A 21,784-nucleotide genomic window follows, 5' to 3' on the forward strand; every position below is an offset into this window, starting at 1 on the left:
AAGAAAATTTCCAAAAAGTTAATGTTTGAACGTTTAAACTGAACAATTTGAACAGTTACGCCGTATAAAATGCTACCTGATTAATTGTCCCGGTAAAGTCGAATCTATTTATTGCCCTGAACATAAATACTTCGCAAATGCTTGTCCGTGACTGCCTTATTGATAACAGAAGTATTTAACGGCTTTTAAAGGTTCATGCGTAATCGTTTATTTGTTTTATTGTTATTGTTGGTGATTGGGGTTAACGTAAAAGCACAAAACTGTACGCTTACTGTAACTCTTTCAGCATCAGAAACCACCATTTGCTCAGGGAGTTCGGTGGTATTAACGGCCGCGGCATCTGCCGGTACAGGCCCATACACTTACTTGTGGAGCACCGGCGAAACCGGCGAAACCATCAGCGCCAATAAAGCAGGTGTTTACACCGTAACAGTTACCGATAAAACCCCCGGTTGTATAGGCTTTACAAAGAATATTACATTGCGCGAATCAATTACGCCGGCTGCTCCCACAGCAAGAAACGTGGTGGTTTGTCTAAATAGCCCTGCTACGTTAACAGCCACCGCCCCGGGGGGGGATTATCAATGGTATGACGCGCCCGTTGGCGGCAATTTTATTAAAGACGGAGATACTTATGTTACTCCATCCATAACCGGTACTAAAACTTTTTATGTGCAAACCACGGTTGGCGGCTGCACAAGTCCGCGTACGGCGGTTACCGTTTTTGTAACCGGAAATCCGAGTGTAGCCGGCGCCGCTGTTTGTAACAGCGGGGTAGCCACTTTATTGGCAAGCGGGGCAGATAGCTACAGCTGGTACGCCTCGGCTTCGGGGGGAACGGTTTTGCAAACCGGGCCGTCATTTATCACTCCTCCGCTACAAAAAACCACCATTTATTATGTGGTAGGGGTAACCAACGGTTGTACCAGCGCCCCGGTACCGGTTATAGCGAAAGTTAACCCGCCGCCACCGACGCCGGTAGTTAAAGATATCAAGATCTGCTCGGGCCAGGTAGCCACTTTGCATGCCGACGCGCCTGAGGGAGTTTTTGATTGGTATGATGTTCCTACCGGCGGTGTATCGCTTATCTCCAGTCCTGATTATACCACACCTGCATTATCCGCAAGTAAAACATATTATGTACGCGTACGGCTTAATGATTGCGAAAGTCCGCGCGTACCTGTAAAAGTTATAGTAAGCCCTATTCCGCAGGCGCCCGTTGCCCAAAGTGCTACCGTTTGTTATAATACGGCCACAACCTTAACTGCTGCAACACAAGCTACCGGTACTTATGTATGGTACGACGCGCCAAATGGCGGTCGCTTATTAAAAAGCGGGCTTACGTTCACTACTCCCTTATTAACCAGCACCACTACTTATTATGTCGAAAATCATTCGGACGCGGGTTGTATAAGCGAGCGTACCGCCATGACGGTGATAGTTAGTCCACCAGTTGCCGCGCCAGTTGCCGCGGGAGCAACCATCTGCTCGGGATCATTGGCTACTTTATCGGTGATAGATCCGGGCGAGGGCACATATCAATGGTATGATGCCGCTGTTGGGGGTAAGTTATTGAAAACCGGAACAAGTTACACCACGCCTGCATCAACAGTAACCAAAACTTATTATATACAATTAAGCACTAACGGCTGTACCAGCGAGCGTACCGCTGTAACGGTGACCGTACTTCCCCTGGTGGTAGCGCCCAAAGTAGCCAACACCACTGTTTGTTATAATGGCGCGGCAATACTTAGCGCTACCGGAACAAGCGGAAGCATTGCCTGGTATGATAGCCCAGCTGGTGGTACTTTACTGTCATCAGGTCAAACCTATGTTACGCCTAATTTAATGGCTTCGGCTACTTATTATGTAGAAAGCCGTGTTAATGATTGCGTAAGCAGCCGAACCGCGGTTAAGGTGGATGTTATCCCGCCGCCATCAGCGCCCAAAGCTGATGGTACGTCGGTTTGTTCTGGGTCGTCAGCCAAATTAACGGCTACAGGTACAGGTACTATTGAATGGTTTGGTTTACCTTCGGGTGGAGCGCCCTTGTTTACCGGCACTACTTATAATACGCCCATAGTTTCCGAAAAAACTACCTACTATGTTCAAAGCAGAACAGGCGATTGTGTAAGCCCTCGTACACCGGTTACTGTTGATATCAATACGGATGCTGGTACCGGGTTTTTATATCCATCGGGCACGTTTACTCCTGCAAGCCCCAATCCTAAGCCTATTATTTTGAATACGGCAGGCGGTACATTTACTTCGTCGCCAAAGGGATTGGTGTTTGTTGATGACCACACCGGCGGAATTGATGTAAAGGCAAGCAAGCCCGGCCAGTACATTATCACCATAACTACTAACGGGGCTTGTGCCTCAACCTATAGCGCGGGTGTAAATATTGTTTCGATATTGAACGCCAAGTTTACCTATGGCGGGCCGTTTTGCCAGTTTGGTGCCAATCCAAAACCAATGTTTTTTCCAAACGCGGGTGCGGGTACTTTTAAGGCAATGCCTACAGGTTTGGTATTTACCAGTACCTCTACAGGCGAAATAAATTCGCGAAAAACCAAACCGGGAACCTACGAGGTTACCAATACCCTATATAATACTGATGGTACTGTTGCCAGCGCCGAAACGGCCAAAGTTACTATTGAGGCGGGAGCAGGTGCCGATGCCGGACCCGATCAAACCGTGCAGGCCGGTAGTACGGTTCAGCTTGCCGGAAGTGTAGAAGGTGTTTCGGGCGGACGATGGTCGGGCGGTTTGGGACAGTTTTCTGATCCATCTAAATTGGATGCTATATATACACCCGCCGTTGGCGAAAAACAGGTAACACTTACGTTAACCTCGGACGATCCTTCGGGCAGCTGCGGGCCGGGCGTTGATAAGATGGTTATCACTATAAACAGCACTTTGCCGCCGCCTACCGCCGCGGGTACAACTACTTGCTTGGGAAGTATCGCTACTGTATCGGCCACTGGCCCGGGTGGTACCTATAAATGGTATGACGCGCCGGAGAATGGCACCGAGCTATCAACAGGGCCTAACTTTATTACGCCGCCGCTTACCCAAACTACCACATATTATGTAAATACAACCATCGGCAACAAAACCAGCCCCATGACTGCCGTAACCGTTAAGGTTAACGACCAGTTATTAGCCCCTATAGCAAAAAGCCAGATAGCTTGCGAAAGCAGCCACACTACGCTAACGGCAAGCGGATCAGCAGGGAGCTACCAGTGGTACGATGCCCCGGTTGGCGGAACATTGCTTTGGGTTGGCGATAATTACGTAACCCCGGCTTTAATAAGCGGTACCAGTTACTATGTTCAGGCGGTTGTTGATGGCTGCGTTAGCCCGCGTACCAAGGTTGATGTAACAGTAACTCCTCTGCCTAAAGTAACAAGCGCTTCTGCCAATATTGTTTGCGGGGGTGTGGCGCAGAATTATGCTATAACTGCTAACCAGCCCGGGGCTACATTTTTATGGTCGCGCGCCGCTGTGAAAGGGATCAGTAATCCTACGGTATCCAACCAGTCATCGGCAGAAATTACCGAGGCGCTTATCAGCACCACCGGCGATCCTGTTGATGTTACCTATGTTATTGTTCCGGTACTAAACGGCTGCTCGGGCAATCCTTTTAATTATGTGGTTACGGTTTATCCAACACCGCAGGTAACCAGCCCACCATCAACAACGCTTTGCAACATGACCTCTGGGAATTATGCTATCGCTTTCAATACCCCCGGCGTAGCTTTTAGCTGGACACGTGAAGCCGTACCGGGTATCAGCAATCAAACTGTAAAAGGGCAGATGGCTTCTGTTATTCACGAGGTGTTGTATAATACCACCAACGCACCGGTTGATGTTACTTATGTGTTTAACTATCAAACAAGCAATTGCGCAGGTCCGCCGTTTAAGTGGGTAGCAACCGTTAATCCCTCGGTTAACGTAAATAGTAAAGCGGCCGATGAAATTTGCAGCGGCTCGCCGGTAGATTATACCATTACTTCAAACGTACCATCGGCAACTTATACCTGGAGCAGGGCAGCCGTGGCGGGCATCAGTAATCCAACTTCGGGCGCGCAAACAGGTAATAAAATAAGCGAGGTGCTGGTAAACAAAGGGGCTTCGGCTGTTAATGTAATGTATGTGATAACCCCTTCGGCTTTTGGTTGCGATGGTATGCCGTTTGCCTACGTAGTTAAGGTTGACCCGGAGATACCTCAACGGCAGATCAGGTCTAACTCGCCGGTTTGTTTAAACAGCGATATTAAATTGAATGTTGATGTTATTGCCAAGGCTACCTATGCCTGGGTAGGGCCTAACAACTATAAATCATCAGCGCAAAACCCCGTTATTAAAAACGCTACCGCCGATATGGCCGGGCTTTACAGCTTATATGTTACCATAAATAATTGTACCAGTTTGGTTGATACCATAAGCGTGCGTGTAAACCAACCGCCAACATCAAAGGCCGGAAATGCTGTTACAGCCTGCGTAACTGACCCTTTTATTCAACTTAAAGGTGAAATTGGTGGCGGCACTAAAACCGGCAGATGGTTTTCGAGCGGGAAAGGGCAATTTCTACCGGCAGATAATGATCTGAACGCCCGTTATGTTCCAACAGACGAGGATAGGGCAGCCGGATCAGTTGTGCTTACCCTGAAATCAACCAGTAAGGATAATTGTCAAATTGCCAGCTCAGACATGACCATCACTTTTGGCAAAGTGCCGGGCGTAGAAGCGGGCACAAGTGTTGAAGTTTGCGAACAGCAAAATAGCGTAAGGCTTGTAGGTACAGTTTTAGCACCGGGCGGTGGCAAATGGACTACCTCGGGCACAGGTAAACTGATCTCGCCCGAAAGCGAAAATGGGGCTGTTTATCAGCCATCCGAAGAAGATGTGAAAAAAGGTTCGGTGAAGCTTACACTTACCGCTAATAATCCCGGGCAGTGTTATCTGGCTACCGATAATATGACCATTACGTTTTTGCCACCGCCAACGGTTAACGCTGGTGGCGTGCGGTATGTGCAAAAAAATCATACCATAACTTTAACGCCTACCGTTAGTGACCAAGATGTTCAGTATTTATGGGTACCCGCTACAGGCCTTAACGATCCTAAGTTAAAAGAACCTACGCTTACAGGTAATATGGATGGGCTTTACACCGTGTACGTTACTAATAAGTTAGGCTGCGTAGGGCAGGGCCAGGTTATCATCAAGGTATCACCGGATATTACCGTGCCTAACACTTTTACGCCTAATGGCGATGGGGTTAACGATTTTTGGGAGATCCGTGGCCTCGTTGCTTACGAAAGCACCACCGTTGATGTGTTTAACCGATATGGCGAAAAGCTGTTCCACTCGATAGGTTATGGTACACCCTGGGATGGTAATTTTAACGGTAAGCAATTGCCGCCAGGCGTGTATTATTACATTATTGATATGAAATTGGGCAATCCGCCAATGTCTGGCTCGGTTACCATTTTGCGATAGGTTGTAAGCGAAGTGCAAAAAAGATTGCAACGTTTTAATAACAAGTGGCGTCATATAAATAAAAAAGGCGATCATGAAAAAACTAATCTTCTCGCTAATGGCTTCGGTACTTACCGTTTCGGCAGCCTTTAACGTATCGGCACAAACAGTTACCCGCAATGTTTCGGGTTATAACGGCATAGCCTGCGGCGGCCCATTTAATGTATTTGTTAAAATTGACGGAACAGAAGGCGTAAAGCTTGATGTTGATGCCAATATTGTTGATGATATTAAAACCGAGGTAGAAAACGGAATCCTGAAAGTTGAGTTTAAAGACCACTGGAAAAATCACCGCAACATCCAACGTGCCAATATCTACATCTCGGCCAAAACTTTAAGCTCATTAGCCAACAGCGGTTCAGGTAATACTACCGTTGATGGTGTGTTAACCGGTGGAAATGCCAAGATAGCGCTAAGCGGATCGGGCAACATCAAAACAGCGGTTAAATCAAGCACGCTTGATCTGCGCATCAGTGGCTCTGGTTCAATTGACGTAAAAGGTAGCACCGGTTTGGCCGATTGCCATATCAGCGGCTCGGGTCAAATCAACGGGAAATCATTAAACACAGAAACAGTTGAGGCTTCAATTGCAGGTTCTGGAGATGTTAGCATCGCGGCCAGTAAAACAGTATCGGCACGTATTGCAGGTTCTGGCAGTGTAGTTTATTCTGGTTCGGCAACTATTGGCGAAACCCGTTATGCGGGATCGGGTAGGGTGAGCAAAGCTGATTAAGTTTGGTTCTTCTCTAAATAAGAAACGATTAAGGCCTATCAATTACAGGAAATGATAACTAACCTGTAATTGATAGGCCTTTTTGATTTTAGTTCGATTTACTACAAAACACTATATCGTTGTAGTAGAAAAATGTAGCTTACCCAAGCCAAACCCCTTGCTTTTATCAAGGCAAAATCTGCACTTTTATAACCTGAAGCGTGTTTATAAGGCATGCCGAACCAGTTATACAACAGCCATGAAATATAAAAGCCTGCAACTGCCAGTATTGGCCATCTGTTTATCCGTTATTACTTCGGGGGTATTTGCTCAAAATAGTTTTAAGCCGCAAAAGGATGTGTTAGCCACTATTAAAAAGAATTTTGCCGATGGCGATGTTCAATATAAATACATGGCCAAGCAGTTTACCGACGGGCAGTTCCCTAAAACATATCACCCGGATAAGGATAAATTTGAAACCAGCAATTCCAGCTGGTGGTGCAGCGGTTTTTATTCAGGCTCGTTGCTAAACCTGTACCAGGAAACAAAGGATGAGGCTTTGCTTACCGAAGCCAACCATAACCTTAAAGGCCTGGAAAAAGAGCAGTTTAATAAAGGTACGCACGATCTGGGTTTTATGATGTATTGCAGCTTCGGCACGGCCAACCGCATCGAACCTAAAAAGGAATACAACGAAATATTGATCAACAGTGCTAAATCGCTTTCAACAAGGTTTAACCCAACCGTTGGCTGTATCCGTTCATGGAACTCAAAGCCCGAAGATTTTTTGGTGATCATTGATAACATGATGAACCTCGAACTGCTTTTCAATGCCACCAAATTAACCGGCGATTCGAGCTTTTATAAAATTGCGGTTACCCACGCCAATACCACCATCAAAAATCATTACCGCCCCGATTTTAGCTCGTACCACGTAATTAACTACGATGCCCAAACAGGCGCGGTTAAAGAAAAGAAGACAGCGCAGGGTTTTGCCAATGAATCGGCTTGGGCGCGCGGACAATCATGGGGCTTGTACGGCTTCACCGTAATGTACCGCGAAACTAAAGACAAAAAATATCTTGACCAGGCCAAAGGTATCGCTCATTTTTTATTGACCAACCCCAATTTACCTGCCGATAAAATTCCGTACTGGGATTATAACGCCACCAATATCCCTAACGCTTTGCGCGATGCTTCGGCGGCATCTATCATGGCATCGGCCCTGTTAGAGCTTTGCCGTTACGTTGATAAAAAGGATGGGCAGGAGTATTTTAATGTTGCGCAAACCATCATCAAAAACCTATCAGCACCTCAATACAAGGCCGATTTGAATACCAATGGCGGTTTTATTTTAAAACATAGTGTAGGCCATTTCCCGGCAGGTACCGAAATTGATGTGCCTTTAACTTATGCCGATTACTATTTTATTGAAGCTATGCAGCGCTATAAGGCTTTTGCCAAATAGTGCTATATTTAGCGCATGGCAATAGGTAAAGGCAGGTTAGAAGCATTTAGCGATGGCGTTATAGCTATCATCATCACTATCATGGTACTTGAGTTGAAAGTACCCCATGGCAAAGACCTTGAATCGTTACGTCCGCTTACTCCTGTTTTTTTAAGTTACGTGCTCAGTTTTGCTTATGTGGGTGTGTACTGGAATAACCATCACCACACCCTGCAGGCGGTGCGATCTGTAAATGGCAGCATATTGTGGGCGAACTTGCACCTGCTGTTCTGGATGTCGTTGATCCCGTTTATAACCGATTGGTTGGGCGAAAGTCATTTTTCGCGGTGGCCGGTATTTTGTTACGGTATTATACTGGCCATGAACGGTATTGCATACCGCATTTTAGCACTTGCCCTAATCAAACACCACGGCGAAGATTCGTTAGTCGCCAAAGCTTTTGGGAACGACTTTAAAGGAAAAATTTCGATAGCGTTATATCCTGTAGCCATTGCCCTCACTTTTGTTAATGCCACTTTTAGCATGGTGATCTATGTAATTGTAGCCGCCATGTGGCTTATTCCGGATAAGCGTTTTGAGCGTTTATTGGTGGATGGTGAGGAAGAGGAGTAGTTACTTTTTTCTTGCAGAGATTCTAAGGATTTTGAGCACGCAGAGATGCAAAGTTTTGTTTGTAGATGGCGTAGATTTTTGAGCGCGCAAAGGCGCAGAGACGCTAAGGTTTTTTGTGGATGGCGTAGATTTTTGAGCATGCAAAGGCGCTAAGTTTTGTTTTTGAATGGTGTAGATATTTTAAGTACACAAAAGCAAAAAAAGTGTTCCGAATAAATAAAGAAGCGGGGGATAGTGCGATTCCCTCCCCTGGGAGGGTGTAGGGAGGGGTTTCTGCGATATGCCTGTTCGCTAATTATGGCGCATTAACCCCTCCCTGCCACAACACATTTCCACCGCACCCCTCCCCAAAGAGGGAATCAAAAAGTCTTCCGAAAACATATCAACCTGACGTAAAAGAACACGTTACTTTTCTAATATGTTAAAATGTTAGTCAATCTAATTATTAATATTAGTTTAATCTAATAATTGTTAAATTTGAGTATCTTCTAATTTAAACCTGTTAGTTATGGGTAAATTTTTTAATGAGATACTTGATCAGCACAAGGAATTTGTTGCACATCAAAAAATCTTTTTTGTGGCCACCGCGCCAATGCTTGCCAATGGGCATGTTAATTTATCGCCAAAAGATAACGCCAGTTTCCGGATCCTTTCAAATAGTAAAGTAGCTTATTTGGATATTATTGGCTCGGGAAATGAAACCGCTGCGCACCTGCTTGATAATGGTCGCGTTACTTTTATGTTTTGCGCGTTTGATGGTCCGCCTAATATTTTGCGCTTTTACGGAAAGGGGAAGAGTGTGCTTCCTGATGAAAACAATGCGGAATGGAATGCCCTTGTTTCAAATTTTAACGATCATATAGCCACAAGGCAGATCATCGTTGCCGATATTGATATGGTGCAAACTTCCTGCGGCTTCAGCGTACCGCTTTATGAGTACGTAGGCGAACGTGATTATGCTGTAAAATGGGCTAAAGCTAAGGGCGAGCAGGGGTTGGTTGATTACAAACAGCTTAAAAATCGTGTTAGTTTAGATGGGTTGCCAAGCCCGTTGTATTAATGTAGCGTATTTAATACATACATATTAGTTAAACAATAGGGGCCCTTATTGTGTAGAAAAAAAGATTCAAACATTTCTGTTGCTTTATAGTTATAACATGGCTTTTAGCTATATAATTATTATGTTGCAAATACTGCGAATTTTATAATATTTGCAACACCAACATCAACCTATGTTTGAAGTAACTCAACCAAATGAGAAGGAACTGCTTATGCAGGTGGCCGAGGGTAATGAATTTGCCTTCCGCCGGTTGTTTGCGGCCTATCATCAACGTTTGGGTGTGCATATTTTTCGCATTACCCAATCAACCGAACTGGCCGAAGAGGTGGTGCAGGATGTATTCCTGAAAATTTGGATGAGCCGCGAAACGCTTGCCGGCGTTGATAATTTCAAAGCCTACTTATTTGTTGTTTCAAAAAACCACGCCCTTAATTGTCTGCGTAAAGTTGTTAAAGAACAGCTTTTATTAAAAAAACTCGAACAATCAAACGTGGTGCCGTTTATTGCCGATACCTACGACGCCGATCAATATTATAATTTAATTGACGAGGCCATCAACCAGCTGCCGCCACAGCAGCAAAAAGTTTACCTCATGAGTAAACACAGCCGTTTGAAGTATCACGAAATAGCCGATCAGATGGAAATTTCGCGCGAAACGGTGAAGAAATACCTACAAATAGCCACCGCTTCTATTAAAGATTATGTGCAGGAACATAAGGAGGCTATAGTGCTTGTGATGGCTATGATCCACTTTTTTCATTTTTTTTAAAAAACGATACCCCCTTTTTTAATAAAGTTGGTGTCATGTATATGAGTTCGCCCCAAACTCAAGTAGCCAATTATACTACAAATACCGAAAAGCATTTTATATGAGCGAACTTTACGTTAGGCTTAATTATTTATTCGATAAATATTGCAACGGCATTGCAACGGTAGATGAGCGTGATGAGCTTTTTGAGATCATCCATTCATCAGCCAGTGATCCGGAACTTGCCGCGCTCATTCAAAATGCCTGGGATACCTTAGGCGAACACGATCCGCTTTTTAGCCGTGAAAAAAGCGACGCCATATTGAATAATATTCTAACTGATCGTACCTCGCAAACTACCCCGATATCTATCAACAATCGCCATAAAACTCTCCCGTTACGAAAACTGGGTATAGCGGCTTCGCTTGTGTTTTTAGTTGGCTTTGGTGTTTATATTTTTCTTAGCCAGAAGATAACCTTACCACCATCAAAGAAAAACATAGCACGCAACCATCCTAAACATGATGCCCTGCCAGGCGGTAATAAAGCTATATTAACCCTGGCCAACGGCACAACCATTACGCTTGATAGTGCCCAAAACGGTTTACTTGCCCAACAAGGTACCATCAAAATAAACAAAACCCGTAACGGTCAGCTTGTTTATAAAGCTGATGGGACCGCCGATGCAAAGCCGGTAATAAATACCATCACTACCCCCCGCGGCGGGCAATATCAGTTGATTTTGCCGGACGGAAGCAAGGTTTGCCTTAACTCTGCATCATCAGTCACTTTCCCAACCTTCTTTACCGGTAAAACCCGCGATGTTACCATTACAGGTGAGGCTTATTTTGAGGTTGCCAAAAACCGTAACATGCCTTTTGTGGTTAAGAGTAATCAAATCACCATAGAGGTATTGGGTACTCATTTCAATGTAATGGCTTATAATGATGAGCCCGAAATGAAGACCACCCTGCTTGAAGGATCTGTAAAAATAAATAACGGTACCGAAAGCGGCTTTTTAAAACCCGGCCAGCAAGCTGTATTAAATAAAGATGGAAAGATAAAAGTGTTGAGCGACATTGATGTAGATGAAGTTACGGCCTGGAAAGACGGGATTTTTCAATTTAACGGGATAGGGATCGATGCCATTATGCGCCAGGCGGCCCGCTGGTACGATGTTGATATAAGCTACCAGGGTAAAATACCCAGACGGGAGTTTTCCGGTCGGATATCACGCAATGTAAAAGCATCCGAATTATTGAACATGCTAAGCTACGCCGGTGTGAAGTTTAAAATTGAAAATATGCACATCACCGTGCTTCAATAGTCTTTATTAAAACCTACTATATTAAACAACCAATTGTTAACAATTTAAACACCCGTATGATGGAAGAAATACCAAAATTAAGTTAGCCCCAGCCTTTGGGCCCTGATTGGTAAATCGGTTTACTTGTTGTTTAAACACGCATTTAAACCTCAACCATTACCGCTTAAAAAAACCGGGGAGTATTCGCAGTACTTCCCCGGCGTAATGATCTGGGTCCCAAAAAAGTACAATCGATGAATTGAAAAGTTAATGTTTAACCCAAACTCTACAAACTTATGAATTTTAATTCTAAGGCCACGCCTTTGGCATGGCCTCAATTACGCAAATTTATATTGGCCATGAAGCTAACTGCCTTTATTATACTTGCGGCCTTTACCAGCGTAAGCGCCAAAAGTTATAGCCAGATAGTTACTTTGCACCAAAAAAACACTACCGTTGAAAAAGTACTACGCTCAATAGAAAAACAAACCGGCTATCATTTTATGTATGATAAGCAGGATGTTTCAAAAGCCGGTGCAATCAACATCGAAGTTGCAAACGTATCTATCCAAACAGCGCTTGATCAGTGCCTTAAAGATCAACCGCTTACCTACAAAATTTTTGATCAAACCATTGTTGTAAAAAAGAAAGACGAGCCGGTTGCCAATCAGGTTGCTGTAGCGCCTATTAAAGTTACCGGTACAGTAAGCGATGCCAAAGGGCCTATCCCTGGCGTTACTGTTAAAGTAAAAGGTACAAATGTGGGCGTGCAAACTGATGTTAATGGTAAGTACACCATTAACGCGCCGGATGGCAACGGTACCCTGGTGTTCACCTTTATAGGCTACTCGGCTAAAGAGGTGGCTATTGCAGGCAAAACTCAGATTGATGTTACCATGGCCGAAGAACCTAAAGCCATAAGCGAAGTTGTGGTAATTGGTTACGGTACCGCCCGTAAAGTTGATTTAACCGGTTCGGTAGGTAGCGTTGGTGCTAAAGAATTACAGGAGCGCCCGCAAACCAATCTTGAGCAGGAGCTTGCCGGTAAACTTGCAGGTGTAAACGTATCGGTTAACTCGGGCGCTCCGGGCGGCGCAACTAAGGTGCGTATCCGTGGTTACAGTTCAATAACAACCAGTACGGATCCGTTATATGTTGTTGATGGTGTGCAGTGGACTGAAGGCGGTAACGCTATCAACCCTAACGATATTGAAACGATCAACGTTTTGAAAGATGCGTCTTCAACAGCTATCTACGGTACGCGTGGTGCTAACGGTGTAATCCTTATCACTACCAAACGTGGTAAAAAAGGTGGTACCATTAGCTATGATAGCTATTTTAGCATCAGCAAAATGGCCAAAGAGATCCCGGTATTAAATTCAAAGGAGTTTATGCAGGTTGAGGATATTTCATATGCCAATATTAAAAAGTACGATCCTACCGGATGGGCTGCAGGTAACTATGCAAGCCGTAACCCTGTACTGCAACGTACCGCTTTGATCGGCAAATTATTCGATCAAAATTTAAATCCGTTATATGATGTTGACTGGCAAAAAGCTACTACCCGCACAGCGGTTAGCCAAAACCATAACGTATCATTTACAGGCGGCGCCGAGAATATTAACTATGGTTTGTTCCTGAACTATGCCGATGATGAAGGTATTATCATCAATAGCTACCTGCGCCGTTATAATGTACGCTTAACTTTTGATAACCAGATAAAACCATGGATAAAAGTAGGCGCTACCTTAAACTACAATTACCAGGACGGCCGTAACCAGGATCAGGGTACAGGTGGTAACAACATCCCGCGTATGTTGATCGAGATGGTGCCTTTTATCCCTATTAAATATCCTGATGGTACTTACGGTAAACGTACCGATTATCCAAACCTTGAAGGTGGTGATAACCCGGTAGCACAGCTTAACGAGATCCAGTCGCTTACCCGCAACCGTATTTTTAGCGGTAACGGTTATGCTAATATCAATATCATTCCGGGGTTAGAGTTTAAGAGTGTTTTAGGTGTTACCACATCTGCTAATTATACGCCATCGTCTGCCTCAAGTTTGGTTGGCGGCGCTACTATTGATCAGAGTAACAGTAACGCTTCTATCAACGAAAACAATAACACCTTCTGGCAATGGCAAAACTATTTTACCTATAATAAAAAGTTTGGTCAAAATCACACCTTAAACGTTGTACTCGGTACCGAGCGTTCAAAATTTACGCAAGTAAGTTTAGGTGCTTCAACCAGCACCCTGTCTGACGATTTTTACCAGTACTACAATCTTAATGCAGGTATTGTACCGGGCCGTCCGTCGTCAGGGTACCAGGCTTACCAGTTTCAATCGTACTTTGCAAGGTTAAACTACAACTACAAAGAGCGATACCTGTTAACACTCACAACCAGGCAGGATGGTTCATCTCGTTTTGGTGCCGATAAAAAGACAGGTATATTCCCGTCGGCGGCAATAGCCTGGCGTGCATCTCAGGAAGATTTTCTGAAAGATAACAAAACCATTTCCGACCTGAAATTCAGATTAAGTTATGGTGTTACCGGTAACTCCGAAATTGGCCAATACAATTCGGGAGCCCAAATCAATACCGTAAACTATGTATTTGGAGGCGCGCCTGCCGTTGGTACGCAACAAACCACTATAGGGAACCAACTGTTGGCATGGGAAAAAAATAACGAGCTTGATTTTGGTGTTTCGCTTGGATTGTTTAACAACCGTTTAAACATCGAGGCTGATGCCTATGTGAAAAAAACACAGTCATTATTACTTAGCGCGCCACTGCCGGAAACAAGTGGTTTTAACAGCGTGGTAAAAAATATCGGCCAGTTGCAAAATAAGGGTTTGGAGTTTACTATTAACGCAACCCCAATACAAAGCCAAAACTTTAGCTGGAACACCAGTTTCAATATCACCTTCCTGAAAAACAAGATCCTGAAATTGGGAGCTTCTAACGATGATATTTTCCTGGACCCGACTTTCCTTTCGCAATTTAACCTGATGCGTGTAGGTTTACCAGCCGGTAGCTACTATGGTTACCAGGTGTTAGGAACATGGGGATCAGGCGAAGCTGCTGAGGCCGCGAAATACGGTTTGCTTCCAGGCGATTTGAAAATTCAGGATACCAATAACGATGGCAAAGTTGATTCTAAAGATAAAGTGATCCTGGGTAAATCAATCCCTGATGGTTACGGTACATTTAGCAATACTTTCCGTTACAAAAAGATCGATCTGGGTGTTGATCTGCAATTTAATTACGGTAACCAGGTTATGAACTTAACCCGTCACTCGGGTCAGGATCGTACCGGTCAGGCAAACAGCTATGCCACTGTATTGAATGCATGGACACCAACTAACCAAAACACCAGCATTGCCGAAGACAGACCGGCTTATGTGCGTTACCAAACCGAGATCTATTCAACCAAGGTTGAAAGCGGAAACTTTATCCGTGGCAGGGCGGTTACATTAGGTTACACCTTTGGTGATGAGTTACTTAAAAAAATAAAACTTAGCCGCTTACGTATTTATGCTCAGGCACAAAATCTGTTCTTGATCACCAAATACACCGGTTATGATCCGGAGGTTTCAACCTACAACGGCTCAAGTAACTTTACTCAGGGTATCCAGTTTTATGATTACCCAAAACCGCGCACATTCGTGTTTGGTGTTAATGTTAGTCTTTAATAAAAATGTTAAAACATACTGTTATGAAATTTAACTTTAAAAAATATAAGGTAAGTGCTTTTTTGCTTATCGCTACGGTTGCTTTGAGCAGCAGCTGTAAAAAATACCTGGACGAAGATAATAGGAGCAACTTTGTTAAAGATAGCTATTTCAAAAGTTCAAATCAGGCCCAGACTTTCGTGAACGGTTTATACCAGATCATGTATTTTTTCCAGAATGGCGACGCGTACGGTGAAAGCCCATTCATTACCATGGAGTTATTTGCAGGTCATACAACGTCGCTTGGTCAAAGTGTTAACAATGGTAACGTGATTCACCAGCGTACTGATGCTATAAACCCAGGTTTTGAAACTGTATGGAAAAACTGCTACAGGGGCGTGGCTAATGCCAACCTTGCAATTCAGTATATTCCGGGTATTACACCTATGGATGAAGGCTTAAAAAAGAAGTTGATGGGTGAAGCCTATTTCTTCCGTGCGTTTTATTACTACCACCTGGTGCGTTTATATGGTGATGTGCCATTGATTTTGGAAAGCCAAAACGTTACCAGCCCCGATCTTTATCCAACCCGTACGGCTGCGGCTGATGTTTACAAACAAATCATTTCTGATTTACAAGCCGCCGAGGCTTCGGGTATGTCAAATACAGATGCTACAGGTAGGGTATCATTAGGCGCTGTGAAAACCCTGTTGGCGAGTGTTTACTTAACAACAGCCGGTTACCCGCTACAGCAAACCGCAAACTATGCCCTGGCTGCAGCCGAAATTAAACCGGTTTTAGGTTGGTATTCGTTGTTTGATAAATATGCTTACCTACATGATAATGCCCACAAAAATCAGCAGGAACTGATTTTTCAAATCAATTATCTGGCTGGTACATCAACAAATTCTATCGCGCAGCTAACCGTTCCGTTTAACCTTTTGGTTGGTGTATGGGGCGATCACCTGGGTGCTATGATCCCAACTAACCAATTTGTAGCCAGCTATGAAGCAGGAGATTTGCGCACACAGGAGCAGCAGTTTTATTTCTCAAAATATCATGCAACTGATGATACAACAAAAATCATCAATTTTGGAAGCTACGCTTTATACAAATACTTCCACGTTGAAAGCTCAGTACCTAATACCGCGATTAGTGGCAAATGCGATGAAAACTGGACGCTGTTGCGTTTACCCGAAGCACAGCTGATCTATGCCGAGGCATCAAACGAAGCAAACGGACCTACAGCTGATGCTTACGCAGCTGTTAACGCGATCCGTGCCCGTGCTAAACTGGCACCTTTAAGTGGCTTAACCAAAGAAACCTTCCGCCAAGCCATCTGGAGAGAGCGTTACCATGAGCTTGCTTACGAAAACAAAGCATACTTTGATATGCAGCGTACCCACATGGCTTACCTGCCTCAATCAAATACCTTTGCCGATCCTACCGCTTCGGCTACTGAGCAGGGGGTGACGTTTAAAGCACAGTATTACCTGTGGCCGCTTCCGCAGCGCGAAATCAACACAAACCCAGGCCTGAAACAAAATACAGGGTGGTAATTAAAAAATTGTAAATAAAATGTATAAAAGACTGGCAATACCCTGCCAGTCTTTTATATTTACGGCAAGTAAAACGTTTAACCAAGAAACACAATTAAATATTAGCGCATGAAAAAAGCCCTGGTACTTATCACCTCCCTGCTATCAGCTGCAGGCGCCTTCGCGCAGCAGGTAAATAAGGTTACCGATCCCGTTGAGTACATTAACCCGCTGATGGGTACCGATTCGCATTACGATCTGTCAACCGGTAATACTTACCCGGCCGTTGCCCTGCCATGGGGCATGAACTTCTGGACACCCCAAACCGGTGTTATGGGTGATGGATGGGCATATACTTATGATGCCCACAAGATCCGCGGTTTCAAACAAACCCACCAGCCATCACCATGGATGAACGATTATGGCCAGTTTGCCATTATGCCGGTAACCAAACATGCGGTTGTAAATCAAAACAAAAGGGCCAGCTGGTTCTCGCACAAAGCCGAAACCGCTAAACCATATTATTACAGCGTTTACCTGGCCGATCATGATGTAACTACCGAGATCACGCCAACCGAGCGTTCGGCGCAGTTTAGGTTTACTTATCCTAAAACGGATAGTTCATTCATCGTTATCGATGCGTTGAACAAAGGTTCATATGTAAAGATCAGCCCTGATCAAAAAAAGATAGTTGGTTACTCAACTAAATATGCCCGTGGTCCGCTTAAAAACTTTAAAAACTATTTTGTTATTTATGTAGATAAGCCGATCACCTATGCGCATACTTTCAGTGATACCGTTCAGGCCGAAGGTTTGGAATTGAAAGCTGAGCATGCAAGCGCGTTGATCGGTTTCAAAACCGCCCATGGCGAAAAAGTTCACCTGCGTGTGGCTTCATCATTCATCAGCATTGAACAAGCTGAACTTAACCTGGAGCGTGAGCAAGGTAAAGACAGCTTTGATGTAACCTGCAAAAAAGCTAAAGATACCTGGAACAAAACCCTGAACCATTTACAGGTTGAAGGCGGTTCGGTTGATCAGATGCGTACTTTTTACTCATGCTTTTACCGCATGGTGTTCTTCCCGAACAAATTGTACGAGATTGATAAAGACAATAAAATTGTTCACTACAGCGCTTCAACTGGTAAAGTATTCCCTGGTTATAAATTTGCCGGTACCGGTTTTTGGGATACTTTTAGGGCCTTGTATCCATTCCTGAATTTGGTTTACCCATCTATCAATAAAGAGATGCAGGAAGGCCTGATCAACGATTATAAAGAAGGTGGTTGGTTGCCAGAATGGTCAAGCCCTGGTTATTCGGCGGTGATGATCGGTAACAACTCTGCTTCGGTTGTTTCTGAGGCTTATTTGAAAGGCCTGCGTGGTTATGATATCAATACTTTGTGGGATGCGTTGGTGCATGGTGCTAATAATGCCGGTCCGCAGGCTACCGGTAGGGAAGGTGTTGAGTATTACAACAAATTAGGGTATGTGCCTTATGATGTAAAGATCAACGAAAACGCTGCCCGTACTTTGGAGTATGCTTATGACGATTTTGCCATTTACAAATTAGGTAAAGCTTTAAATAAGCCAGAATCAGAGATTGGCATCTATAAACAGCGTGCCATGAACTATAAAAACCTGTTCGACCCGGAAACCAAGCTGATGCGCGGTAAAAACAAAGATGGATCGTTCGAGAAACCGTTCAGTCCGTTTAAATGGGGTGATGCCTTTACCGAAGGTAACAGCTGGCACTATAGCTGGAGCGTGTTCCAGGATATGCAAGGTTTGGTTGACTTGATGGGTGGTCGTCAGAAATTTATTATGAAATTGGATTCGGTGTTCAGCATGCCGCCGATTTTTGACGATAGCTACTACGGCGAAACCATCCACGAGATCCGCGAAATGCAGATCATGAACATGGGCCAGTACGCGCACGGTAACCAGCCTATCCAGCACATGATATACCTGTACAACTACGCGGGCGAACCTTGGAAAACACAATCGCATGTGCGCGAAGCCATGGAGAAATTGTACAAACCAACCCCTGATGGTTACTGCGGTGATGAGGATAACGGCCAAACTTCGGCCTGGTATGTATTCTCTGCAATGGGCTTCTACCCGGTAACACCAGCAAGCGATCAGTATGTTTTGGGTACGCCTTTATTTAAGAAAGTTACCCTTAACCTTGAGAATGGTAAAAAGATCGAGATCAACGCGGCCAACAACAGCGTGGCCAACAAATATGTTAACACGCTTAGCGTTAACGGTAAGCCATACGGTTTAACCTGGTTAAGCCATTCCGAACTTAAAAAAGGCGCGGTGCTTAACTTTAACATGGCACCTCAGCCTAATAAAACAAGAGGTACCAAAGTGAGCGATGTTCCGTATTCGTTGAGTACAGAGAAATAGTACCTGGCCGATAAAGCCCCTAACCCCCTGAAGGGGGAACAACGGCGGATATTTCATAACAACAAAGGCGAGGTTTACCTCGCCTTTGTTGTTTTATTCCCTAGCTGACGCGGGTTTAGCGCAACGTAAGCCGTGGTTTAAAATATCGTAAGTTTATAACTTACGTCCCTGGATAACAAAACATGTCATTGAGAAGGAACGACGAAGCAACCGCACGGAAGCATTGCCGCTTTGCATATCCGCCCTGTACAGCATGCGATTGCCTCGCTGCGCCCGCAATGACATGGAGATGAGGATATAACTTAATGCCATTCTTCCCGGTAAACAAACTTTGGCATCTGCCAGTTATATTTAATAGAGAGCAGGCGTAAAGCCAACCCAATAACACAGGCTACTACTATACAGATCCCGACTGGTACGCTCAAACATTCCAACCCCAAATAAACCGCTCCGGTAACTATAGAAGCGCTGGCGTAAACCTCTTTCCGAAACAAAAGCGGCACTTCATTACATAAAACATCGCGCAGCACGCCACCCGCGCAACCGGTTATCATACCGCTTAGTAAAACGATAAGCCAGGGGAGGCTGATCTGTTCGGCTATCTGGCAGCCTATAATCGTAAATACCACTAATCCTAAAGCATCCAAACAAAGGAAAAGCGTTTTCATTTTGGTCATCAACCGGGCAATTACAGCGGCTGAAATCGCTGCCCCGGCAGTGATCACCAGGTATTCGGGATGCTCAACCCAGCTCATGGGGTAATGGTTAAACAGGATATTGCGCACGGTTCCGCCGCCGAGCGCTGTAACCCAGGCGATGATGCAAACGCCAACCCAATCCATATCACGCCTCCCGGCAGATAAGGCAGCCGTCATGGCTTCGGCAATGATGGCAATTATGTAGAGTATATGAAGCATATCTGAGATTATTTAAATACAAAAATCGTTATTGCTTTGTATTGGGCAATAACGACTCCTGTATTTTATAATAATCTATTTATTTCGCTTTGCGTATGTAAATACTCCCAAACGTTGTTTTCATCAACAACTCTGGGCCGCCGCCTGCAATTTTGCCGTAAACCCAATCTTCCATCTTCAGGCTGTACATTCCTTTTTCGCCGGTGTTTTTGGTAACTACAGGTTTACGTTGCTCGGTTACTACATCAAAATCGGTGAAGATATCACCTTGATCTGATTTTAGCTTTACGTTGGCTTTCAGGCTTGCCGGGAAGGTAACATCAATCTTGCCATTCAGTGTTGAAAAGGCCATGGCTGCTTTGGCATCAATACTTTTAAAGCTAACCTCAACGTTACCGTTAACTGTGTTGGCAACTACAGATCCGGCAATATTACTCAGTTTAATATAGCCGTTCACATTCCTGATCTCCAGATCGCCACTTAGGTTGCTGGCATTGATATTCCCATTGTTCACTGTAGAAAGCTTGATACCTGTGCTGTTCATTGGTACTTTAATGGTGAGGTTGGTGGTTTTCATGGGGCTGCCATGAATATTTACCGAGTTATTGTTTTCCTGCGCCTGTACATCAAGGTTATTCACTGCCGATAGCCTTTTCATACCGTTAGGAGCAGTTTCTTTTTCGCGATGTTTTCTTTCCTCGCCCTGGGCATCAATAATAATATCCTTGCCCTCGTAACCTGTAACTGTGATGGATCCGTTAACCAAACTCACATCCAGTTTATATGGTTTTCCCGGGTCGCTTAATGGTACAACTAATTGTCCCTTATCTCCGTCCTGTGCCCAAAGCCTCGCGCTTAGCAGCAGGGTTAGCATTAATGTGCCTGTAAATTTTATAGCTTTCATCTTGTTATATTTTATTGTTGTTTTTTGATATAAATATTGCCGTTAAGGGTTTCAAATTTGAAGAGCTTACCGCCCGACCCTATCCTTACACCGTTGTTTTTGCTTAGCTTATAAGTTGTACCAGCCCCGCTTTTTGATTCGGTTTTGCTTACGCGGGTAGGTAAAATCTCGGTATCCGGAAAATCGGTATAAAACTGGCCGTTCATGCTTTTAAATTCCAGATCGGCGGCAAGGTTTGCGGGGTAAGTTACTTCCAGTTTGCCGTTAAGCGTGTAATAGTTTGACGCATCGGGAGGTGTGGTGAGATAAGTTACCGTGAGCGGTCCGTTAACGGTATGCGCATTGGTTGTACCTTTTGCATTGGCGATATTGATGCCGCCGTTTACATTGTTAACTTTCAAGGTGCCATAAACATCCTTTACTTCAATATCACCCTCATTTACCGTGGATACGCATAAGTTAATACCATACGGCACTTTTATTGTATATTGTAATACCACGTTGTAGTGTACATTTCTGTGCTTTTCATTTTCTGTCCAGTTGCGGTGCGGACGGGTGTTGTAAGGTTCGGCTGTGTAAGCGATAATGCTATCCGCTTTTTGATCAAAGCCAAGCTTTACTTCTTTTTTGCCTTGTTCTACATCCGATTGTTTTTTGCCGCGGATGGTTTCATCAACCTCGATAGTTACCTGGCTGCCCGAATAACCCTGCACCGTTATCGAACCAAAAATATTGTAAATGGCCAGCGTAGTGCCCGAAGCAGCTCCCTGAATGTTAAACTGCTTGCTGATATGCTCTTTGTAATCCTGCGCATGGGCCGAAATTTGGGCAAGACACAGCCCCAAACCTGTTAAAACAGGCAATAGTGATCTTTTCATGATTTTGG

At 44.4% G+C, this 21,784-nt stretch carries 13 protein-coding genes; 10 read left to right on the forward strand and 3 right to left on the reverse strand.

Annotation, left to right across the window (positions count from 1 at the left end; genetic code table 11):
* Positions 1–195: 195 nt before the first annotated feature.
* From AAFN85_RS05495 to AAFN85_RS05540, 10 genes are all read left to right on the forward strand, one after another.
* Positions 196–5,505, forward strand: a complete 5,310-nt coding sequence (locus AAFN85_RS05495) for a PKD-like domain-containing protein (protein ID WP_347525990.1) — start codon at positions 196–198, stop codon at positions 5,503–5,505.
* A gap of 73 nt (positions 5,506–5,578) precedes the next feature.
* Positions 5,579–6,277: a head GIN domain-containing protein gene (locus AAFN85_RS05500; protein ID WP_347525992.1), complete on the forward strand. Its 699-nt coding sequence runs from the start codon at positions 5,579–5,581 to the stop codon at positions 6,275–6,277.
* A gap of 238 nt (positions 6,278–6,515) precedes the next feature.
* Positions 6,516–7,724: a glycoside hydrolase family 88 protein gene (locus AAFN85_RS05505; RefSeq protein WP_347525993.1), complete on the forward strand. Its 1,209-nt coding sequence runs from the start codon at positions 6,516–6,518 to the stop codon at positions 7,722–7,724.
* 15 nt (positions 7,725–7,739) lie between these two features.
* A complete protein-coding gene (locus AAFN85_RS05510; protein WP_347525995.1) occupies positions 7,740–8,336 on the forward strand; it encodes a TMEM175 family protein in 597 nt (198 codons plus the stop codon).
* Between the two features lie 508 nt (positions 8,337–8,844).
* Positions 8,845–9,396, forward strand: coding sequence for a pyridoxamine 5'-phosphate oxidase family protein (locus AAFN85_RS05515; RefSeq protein WP_347525996.1), 552 nt, complete (start codon positions 8,845–8,847; stop codon positions 9,394–9,396).
* Positions 9,397–9,568: 172 nt separating this feature from the next.
* Positions 9,569–10,165 carry an RNA polymerase sigma-70 factor gene (locus tag AAFN85_RS05520; RefSeq protein ID WP_347525997.1) on the forward strand — a complete coding sequence of 199 codons (597 nt, stop codon included), beginning with the start codon at positions 9,569–9,571 and terminating at the stop codon, positions 10,163–10,165.
* A 100-nt stretch (positions 10,166–10,265) separates the two neighbouring features.
* Positions 10,266–11,471 carry a FecR family protein gene (locus AAFN85_RS05525; RefSeq protein WP_347525998.1) on the forward strand — a complete coding sequence of 402 codons (1,206 nt, stop codon included), beginning with the start codon at positions 10,266–10,268 and terminating at the stop codon, positions 11,469–11,471.
* A 275-nt stretch (positions 11,472–11,746) separates the two neighbouring features.
* Entirely contained in the window at positions 11,747–15,148 is a 3,402-nt protein-coding gene (locus AAFN85_RS05530) for a TonB-dependent receptor (RefSeq protein WP_347525999.1), read from the forward strand.
* Positions 15,149–15,171: 23 nt separating this feature from the next.
* Complete coding sequence (locus AAFN85_RS05535) at positions 15,172–16,686, forward strand: RagB/SusD family nutrient uptake outer membrane protein (protein ID WP_347526000.1); 1,515 nt, start codon at positions 15,172–15,174, stop codon at positions 16,684–16,686.
* A gap of 108 nt (positions 16,687–16,794) precedes the next feature.
* On the forward strand, positions 16,795–19,077 hold the full coding sequence (locus AAFN85_RS05540; RefSeq protein ID WP_347526001.1) for a GH92 family glycosyl hydrolase: 2,283 nt from the start codon (positions 16,795–16,797) through the stop codon (positions 19,075–19,077).
* Positions 19,078–19,379: 302 nt separating this feature from the next.
* On the opposite strand, the gene AAFN85_RS05545 is transcribed toward AAFN85_RS05540, so the two are convergent.
* From AAFN85_RS05545 to AAFN85_RS05555, 3 genes are all read right to left on the reverse strand, one after another.
* Positions 19,380–19,994 carry a trimeric intracellular cation channel family protein gene (locus AAFN85_RS05545; protein WP_347526002.1) on the reverse strand — a complete coding sequence of 205 codons (615 nt, stop codon included), beginning with the start codon at positions 19,992–19,994 and terminating at the stop codon, positions 19,380–19,382.
* A gap of 79 nt (positions 19,995–20,073) precedes the next feature.
* A complete protein-coding gene (locus AAFN85_RS05550) occupies positions 20,074–20,898 on the reverse strand; it encodes a DUF4097 family beta strand repeat-containing protein (protein ID WP_347526003.1) in 825 nt (274 codons plus the stop codon).
* Positions 20,899–20,909: 11 nt separating this feature from the next.
* On the reverse strand, positions 20,910–21,776 hold the full coding sequence (locus tag AAFN85_RS05555) for a hypothetical protein (RefSeq protein ID WP_347526004.1): 867 nt from the start codon (positions 21,774–21,776) through the stop codon (positions 20,910–20,912).
* Positions 21,777–21,784 lie beyond the last annotated feature (8 nt).

Source organism: Mucilaginibacter sp. CAU 1740 (genome assembly GCF_039839285.1).
Classification (GTDB): domain Bacteria; phylum Bacteroidota; class Bacteroidia; order Sphingobacteriales; family Sphingobacteriaceae; genus Mucilaginibacter.